The organism is Shigella sp. SIG3, assembly GCF_053555855.1.
The window spans coordinates 1-8330 of record NZ_JBQZXE010000141.1 but is presented as its reverse complement, the minus strand read 5'-3'; the positions used below and the strand labels follow the sequence as shown (position 1 = coordinate 8330).

Below are 8330 nucleotides of genomic sequence, written 5' to 3'. Positions count from 1 at the left end.
GGAGTTCTTCTTTCGTTTGGGTCAGGTGGACCAGGGTGCGATGCAGAAGATCGTCCACATCAATATAGCGAGCTTGTAGATATTCATCATCCAGTTGCTGGTATTGCTGGCTAAGTTCTTTAAGAACTTGCTGCCAGGCATATTCTGCCGTGCAATGTTCATGCTGAAGGAGTTCGCTTGCCGCCGCCAGCAGTTCCGGATCACCTAACAGTGTATGGTGACCAGAAAAGATTGCGGCAATATCGTCAAGCCCGCTGGCTTCTGCTTTCGCTGTTAACGTCATCAGATCTAATAACGTGAAGTCAATAGCCTGGCGTAATCGATCTTGTTCTTCTTCCGCGGTCAGGGTTGATTTTGCCTGTACCGTACATAAAACTGGTTGATAATAAAAGGCTTTACCCGAAACAGGCAGAACGGGACGCAGAGTAGGTGGAGCGACTTCCTCCGTTTCACCAAAGTTATCTTCAGCCAGCTGACGGAAAGCGATCAGTGCCTCTTCAGCTTCTGGCCCTTTCGCAATCAGGCGCAGCGTATCGTTATAGCGAACTTGTAGTAACGCAATCTGGTTAATACTCTCTGGTGTGACGCATTTGCCGTTTTTTTCCAGCAACATATCGGCATTAAATGTCGATAAGGTATAAACCAGCCGGGAGGCCGGACGTACATGCAGGCCGTTACGGTTTTTTATGACCACCGCCAGAGAACGGGCTTCTTCATCGTACGGAGGACATGTGTCAGAGATTTCAGTGTCGGAGGACGGTAAACCCAGTTGTTCACGTTTGGCTTCCAGCGCATGCATAGCGTCAAAGATAACTTTGTCGATATCCGCCCCCGAGGCCGCGCTGACCGTTGCTGCCAGTGTACCTTCGACCAACGGCGCAGCACACAAACGTACTTTTGCGGCGATCTCGGGAGCCAGCAATTCCAGCGCAGTTTCAGCACTCAATAATGCGCTACCCATATCCATCATGACCAGCACATGGTCGGCATCAGCAACAGATTCGATGGCCTCCATCACTTTGACGGCATCGGTACCAATGGGATTTTGTGGATCGTCAATTCCCGCGGCAATGGCGATTTTACAACTATCACTCATTAACATCTGACGGGCTAATTCACCGACACCTTCTCCCAGTCGGCTGCTATGTGAAACTATGACCAGGTTTACCATCACCAATTCCTTACTCTTTTGCGGCTAACGCCAACATTTGCATCATAAACATCACCGAGGTCGCGCCGGGATCCTGGTGACCAATACTGCGTTCACCGAGATAACTGGCGCGGCCTTTGCGGGCTTGCATCGTAATCGTACTTTGTGCCGCGGATTCGGCGATGCTACTGGCAGCTTCGAGCGCCACCGGAACAGAGAGATTTTGCTCGCTGGACTGACGTAACGATTCCACCACCGGCACCCACACATCACACATGGTTTTATCGCCAGGTTCGGCTTTCCCGCGACTGATTACGCCGTCCGCGCCATCGCGGAACATCTGATAAAGCTCTTCCAGTGTCAGGCTTTGCCGTGCCTGGGTCGCCTGTGCGGCGCGGATAAAGAAGGTACCGAACAGCGGACCACTGGCACCACCGACGCTGGAAAGCAGCGTCATACCGGTATTTTTGAGAATGAAACCGATATCTTTATCTGCGATAGCAGGGAGTTTTTCCACCACTTTGCTAAAGCCTCGGTTCATATTTAGCCCGTGGTCAGCGTCGCCAATCTCGCGATCCAGCCCGGTAAGATACTCGCTCTCGGTGTTGAAAATATCGCCACAACGAGTGAGCCAGTTAACAATTTGAGTTCTGCTCAGTGACATTGCTTTCTCCTTATTTACCCCAGTTAAGGGCCGGGGTGTGGACCGGGACGTCCCAGAGAGCCAGCGTTTCGTCATCAACTTTCAGTAAGGTGATTGAGAAACCGGTCATATCCAGTGAGGTGCAGTACGCGCCAATTAAATTACGTTCGATAGTCAATCCCGCTTGCTGGCAACGTGTGGTCAGGCGGTTATAGACGCCGTACAGCTCAGAAAGCGGAGTTGCGCCAAGATTGTTAACCAGTGCAATCACCCGATCGCCAGACTGGAGCGGTTGTTTGGTTTGTGGTTCTTCCTGCCAGCTGCCTTGTTGATAATCCCAGAAACGCAAAGTGCGATGGTATGAGCCATGTTCCAGCAGGGTGTCGAACATTTCATCGACGGTTTGATCAAGGGAAGAGAAAGGGCGGCGGTCAATACCTGGCTCACCATGAATGCCGACGCCAAACTCCATCTCATTATCCGCAAGGGTAAAAGAAGGTTTGCCCGCGGCAGGAACGGTACAGGCACCGAGAGCGATACCTATTGAGTGGCCTTGATTATTCAACTTACGCCCCAGTTCCGCACAGGCGTCCAGTGAGTCGCCACGCTCCGCCGCTGCGCCTACGAGTTTTTCAATTAATACGGTGTTGGCAACGCCGCGTCGCCCGGCGGTATAAAGACTGTCTTTTACCGCAACGTCGTCATCAATGACCACAGTGGTCACTTTTACGCCGCTATCGTGCAGTAACTCGGTCGCTGTTTCAAAGTTAAGAATATCGCCGGTGTAATTTTTGATAATCAACAGTACACCTTCGCCGCCATCAATTTGCATGGAGCATTCAAAGATTTTATCGGGCGTCGGTGAGGTGAAAATTTCGCCCGGACAGGCCCCCGAAAGCATCCCCTGACCGATATAACCACAGTGCATCGGCTCGTGTCCGCTGCCGCCACCCGACAGCAGGGCGACTTTTCCTGCAACAGGGGCATCAGCTCGGGTGACATACACCGGATCCTGATGCAGTGTCAGCGATGGATGCGCTTTCGCCAGTCCTGCCAGTTGTTCGTCCAGTACGTCTTGCACATCATTGATCAATTTTTTCATTATTTTGCGCCAGCAATTACGGTAGGGCATGGATGATGTTCAACGACACGGCGACCACTGACTGCCGATGAATCCATTGTGCATCAGGCAAGGGAAAAGAAAATTAGCCCAAATTATGTTTCATAGTGAAACATATGCTTTAATAAATGTTCCATATTGAAACTTTTACGTGTATTAATACTTAAAATTGCGAGCCGGAACACCTTTTGTCATAAGGGATGCGGGATATGAGTGGCGCTTTTAACAACGATGGTCGGGGCATATCTCCCTTAATTGCAACCTCCTGGGAGCGATGCAATAAGCTGATGAAACGGGAGACATGGAACGTACCACATCAGGCCCAGGGCGTGACATTTGCTTCTATTTATCGGCGTAAGAAAGCGATGCTGACGCTCGGGCAGGCTGCGCTGGAAGATGCCTGGGAATATATGGCACCGCGAGAGTGTGCGCTGTTTATCCTCGATGAAACCGCCTGCATTCTCAGCCGTAATGGCGATCCGCAAACCTTGCAGCAGCTAAGTGCACTGGGATTCAATGACGGCACGTATTGCGCCGAGGGAATTATTGGTACTTGTGCGCTATCGTTAGCGGCTATCTCTGGTCAGGCCGTGAAAACGATGGCCGATCAACATTTCAAACAGGCACTCTGGAACTGGGCCTTTTGTGCAACGCCGTTGTTTGACAGCAAGGGCCGATTGACGGGAACAATAGCGCTGGCGTGTCCGGTTGAGCAAACTACCGCAGCTGATTTGCCGTTGACGTTGGCAATCGCCCGCGAGGTCGGTAATTTACTGCTGACGGACAGTTTGCTCGCTGAAACTAACCGTCATTTAAATCAACTTAATGCCCTGTTAGAAAGTATGGATGATGGCGTGATTAGCTGGGACGAGCAGGGTAATTTGCAATTTATTAATGCCCAGGCGGCGCGGGTCTTGCGCCTTGACGCGACGGCAAGTCAGGGACGGGCAATCACTGAACTCTTAACGTTACCCGCCGTATTGCAACAAGCAATAAAACAGGCACATCCGCTCAAACACGTAGAAGCAACCTTTGAAAGCCAGCACCAGTTTATTGATGCGGTGATAACCCTTAAACCGATAATAGAAACGCAGGGAACCAGCTTTATTTTGTTGCTCCATCCTGTGGAACAGATGCGGCAGTTAATGACCAGTCAATTAGGAAAAGTCAGCCATACCTTCGCTCATATGCCACAGGACGATCCGCAAACCCGCCGCTTGATTCATTTTGGTCGCCAGGCGGCGCGCAGTAGCTTTCCTGTCCTGCTTTGTGGAGAAGAGGGCGTGGGCAAGGCACTGCTAAGTCAGGCAATTCATAATGAAAGCGAGCGTGCTGCAGGTCCTTATATCGCCGTCAATTGTGAGTTATATGGTGATGCTGCGCTGGCGGAAGAATTTATTGGTGGCGATCGCACGGACAATGAAAATGGCCGTCTGAGTCGGCTGGAACTGGCACACGGCGGCACGCTGTTTCTTGAAAAGATTGAATATCTGGCGGTGGAGTTACAGTCTGCTTTGCTGCAGGTTATCAAGCAGGGGGTTATCACGCGACTGGATGCGCGGCGTTTAATACCAATTGATGTCAAAGTGATTGCAACAACGACCGCGGACCTCGCAATGCTGGTGGAACAAAATCGTTTTAGTCGCCAGCTGTATTACGCGCTGCATGCATTTGAAATTACCATCCCGCCTCTGCGTATGCGGCGTGGCAGCATTCCGGCGCTGGTGAATAACAAATTACGCAGTCTTGAAAAACGCTTCTCTACGCGGCTGAAAATTGATGACGATGCCCTCGCTCGCCTAGTTTCTTGTGCATGGCCAGGCAACGATTTTGAACTTTACAGCGTCATCGAGAATCTTGCTCTGAGTAGTGATAACGGGCGCATTCGCGTCAGTGATTTACCTGAACATCTGTTTACCGAGCAGGCGACAGATGATGTCAGCGCCACCCGCCTTTCCACCAGTCTGTCATTTGCGGAAGTTGAAAAAGAGGCAATTATTAACGCAGCCCAGGTCACAGGCGGTCGCATTCAGGAAATGTCGGCTTTACTTGGGATCGGCCGCACTACGCTGTGGCGGAAAATGAAGCAACATGGCATTGATGCAGGGCAGTTTAAGCGCCGGGTATGAAAGACAGAAACGATTTCTGATACATCAGAGTGATCTGTATTTCATTCCGGCGCACGCTAACAATTTTCAGCATCGTTTAAGGGCTTGTCTATCCCGCACTTAAAAGCTGAAGCGATATCCTCCGTTGACTTGCTTCTGATCAAAGAGGTTACCCTGCGTGTAATCCGCTTCGAGATAGAATGTGTGCTGTTTGTTATACTGTGCACTGACTCCCACGCCGTTATTCCAGCCATTACCTTTGAAACTGTACTTCTCCCGGGAGTCGTTCAACAGATATTCGGTATCCCCTGAAAACTCGCGGATAGCGCCAGTCTTCACATAGACATTCAGCTGGCTGTTGCCTGCGGTGATGTCATACCCCAGTATCATGCTGGCACGCCCCAGCAGCGATTCGTAGTGATTCAGATGTATATTGAGGCCATTACTCGCCTTCATAGCCATCTCATTCTGGTGGCTGTATGTAAGCTGGGTTTGCGGCTCTATATAGAACCCATAACCAGTAGGGGACAGGTTGAACCTCTGCCCGGCTTCCAGGGAGATGCTCATTCCATTCGCAGTGCCGTTGGCGTTAACGCAGTTGTTCTGACTGTCCAGTACGTGGAAACTATTTTTCTGGCGCGATGCTTTTATAACGAGATCGCTGTAAAAACCGTTTTGTGCCATGTAACTGGCGTACATTCCCATGTAGTCTGAACGTGCGGTACCGTCGCCTCCGCTATAGTCCGGCGATGCATGTGTTGAGTCAATATACAGACCGACATACAACGGCATTACATCAGAGAGACGTTTATCCCCACCAAACTGGATACCGCTGTAACCCATGTCAAAGCCGCTCAGTTTGCCACTGGCAAAGGAGTCCAGGCTTCCCCCATAACTGCGCAACCAGATATTACCGTCTTTACTCTGATTTCGCAAGTCACCCATCCGTTGCATCAGCGTACGGTTTTCAACATAGTTCAATAAGTAACCGACATTGAGATAATTGCCGCCAGCATCTGCGGTCGTGGTGGGTTTAGGCGTAGGATCGGGGTTGACTATGGGAGGCTGAGCGGGAGCTGGTGTGGGTTCAGGATTAGGAGTCGGTTCCGGAACTGTCCCGGAAGCGTAAAGCTCCCAGTTAGTGCCATTTTTACGCACATCGTACAGATATCCCCCCAACTCAACCTGAGAAGACGCGCTGAACGAGGCCGCGCCGTCAGTGGTTTTTACCACTGTCAGAACTTCATTTCCCGTTGTGGCCTCGCTGCCCTGGTTGCGGATAGCCAATACGTGATTACCAGCACTACTCCCGCTGATATTCAATAAATCCCCTCTATTATTAACGCCATTACCCTCGCCAACAACATCAGCACGCATAATAAAGGTACTGTTACCGCTCAGGTTCTCTACGTTTAATGTGGTAAATGTGCCGGCAGTTGACCCGTGGCTGGCAAAATCGACAGTTGAATGGCTCAGCGCCAGCGTGTCGAGATTAGAATTACTTGTTACGTTCCAGACGCTGTTATTCATTGCAACGTCCAGTTTCCCGCCATTGACATTATCGCTGAGGGAGGAACCTGTCCAAACCGACCCAGGGTGCATATCCAGATTGATTAGCCCACCTTTGGAAAGAACGCTACCGTTGATAAGCATACGACCCGAGGCGTTGATGCGGCTGGTGGCATAACCATCGTCATGTTGCGTTGCGATGGCCATCTGGTCGGGTGTACTCATATCAATGACCAGATCGCTCGTGAGGTCGATCTGGCTGTTGGTCATGGCATAAATCCCTCTGGCTCCTGCCGCGCCGGTGATAGCCAAACTGTCTCCGGTTATTCTACCGCCGCTGAGCGCCCACAAACCCAGCGCCAGACTGCCATTACGATCAACCGTAATATCGGTATTTTGCATGTTGATAACAGCCGTTGCCGTCTGGGCCGAGGCACCATAAGAACCGCCGGAAAAGATGCTGTTTCGTTGCGCTGCCGTGCCAGAAAAATTGATTGTCGCGTCTGAACCACTGGTGACGAGGCCACCGCCCTGCGCGGAAGAAATATGGCTATCTGCACCGATAGTGGTTGTACCACCACGAACTTCGACGCCATTGGCCGCGGCTCCAGTTACATCAACAGTGAGTGCATTCGCGCTAACCTGGCCAAAGCTCCAGAGGCCGTGAGCATTATCGCCATTGGTTTTAATGGTACTGTTTGTTCCGAGATCGACAACAGAGTTTTTCTGTACGTTTATCCCCATGGCGCTGTAGCCCTGAACATCGATTGTCAGGTCTGTCGCCGTAAAACGCGCAGCACCATTGGCGTTATTGCCGTTGAGACCACCGATATAAACACCTGTACTTCCATCGGTCTTGATTTTACTTCCGCTTCCAAGATCGACACTGGTGCCATAGTCATTGATGGTTAGGCCTATACCGTTCGAGTTTTCAATGGTGAATTGAGTGGCTGTTAGTGTTGAGCTATGCCCAATAATGATGCCGTCATCGTTACTCTTAATGGTGCTGCCTGTGCCTAAGTCAGCATGGGTATAGTCACCAATTAAGTTAATGCCGATGGCAGAGGTTTGACCAACAACATCTACTGTGAGTCGGTTAGCTGTCAGGGAGCTGTTTTTGCCCTGAATAATGATTCCTTTTGCATATCCAGAGGCGTCGTTGACATTGACGGTGACATCATTACCCAGGTTGATATTGCCAGGCGTGTTTCCTGCTGGGGTCATTACACCATAGAGGTTTCCTGATGGATCGGCGGTATCTCCTGTAATTCTGTCACCATCATTAATAGTAATATTGGTGCCATATTGACTTCCTGTATCAGCAGCTATCAGCAGGGGGGAAAAGATAATTGCATTCAAACCAATAGCGCCAAATTTTATCAGTTGAATTGAGGGCGAACGGATTTTTAATTCAGCGAGACGATCGGCTTTGGTATTCCCATTGTGTTGTTTGATGCCCATACCACTCCTATATAGTACCCAGGCTATGGGTCTATGGATTTTGTCATTTTGTTTAAGTCAATGAATAATATCCTCTTATCATCATGATATCTGTATGGTGCAATCATGATGAGCTTCTCTGAGAATAATTCTCTATTACCGGGCAAAATCAGGAACACAGGAATTAATATATATTTAACACCCCCCTTACAAAGGTGAGTTTATATCGAGTTATTCCCTAAGTTGTCGTTACTTATTCCAATTCGTTACTATGAATATGGCAAAAATATTACAACAAACAGCGGTTAAAAAATTTGGTGAAGATTTTTTGTAATAATCCTAATTAGTTATGGGATTTTC

Annotated in this window: 5 protein-coding genes; 1 reads left to right on the top strand and 4 read right to left on the bottom strand. The window is 49.8% G+C overall.

Annotation, left to right across the window (positions count from 1 at the left end; translation table 11 throughout):
* The 3 genes from dhaM to dhaK all read right to left on the bottom strand — a co-directional run.
* A partial coding sequence (gene dhaM, locus ACUU1I_RS18055) for a dihydroxyacetone kinase phosphoryl donor subunit DhaM (protein ID WP_449144871.1) occupies positions 1-1171 on the bottom strand: 1171 nt, incomplete at its 3' end.
* A gap of 10 nt (positions 1172-1181) precedes the next feature.
* Complete coding sequence (dhaL, locus tag ACUU1I_RS18050; RefSeq protein ID WP_005049657.1) at positions 1182-1814, bottom strand: dihydroxyacetone kinase subunit DhaL; 633 nt, start codon at positions 1812-1814, stop codon at positions 1182-1184.
* A gap of 10 nt (positions 1815-1824) precedes the next feature.
* On the bottom strand, positions 1825-2895 hold the full coding sequence (dhaK, locus tag ACUU1I_RS18045; RefSeq protein WP_000733722.1) for a dihydroxyacetone kinase subunit DhaK: 1071 nt from the start codon (positions 2893-2895) through the stop codon (positions 1825-1827).
* A gap of 227 nt (positions 2896-3122) precedes the next feature.
* Between dhaK and dhaR the strand changes: the two genes are divergently transcribed.
* A complete protein-coding gene (gene dhaR, locus ACUU1I_RS18040; RefSeq protein ID WP_001295618.1) occupies positions 3123-5042 on the top strand; it encodes a dihydroxyacetone kinase operon transcriptional regulator DhaR in 1920 nt (639 codons plus the stop codon).
* 99 nt (positions 5043-5141) lie between these two features.
* Here the strand turns inward: dhaR and ACUU1I_RS18035 are convergent, their stop codons facing one another.
* Positions 5142-7991, bottom strand: coding sequence for an autotransporter outer membrane beta-barrel domain-containing protein (locus ACUU1I_RS18035; RefSeq protein WP_005067927.1), 2850 nt, complete (start codon positions 7989-7991; stop codon positions 5142-5144).
* Between the last annotated feature and the right edge of the window lie 339 nt (positions 7992-8330).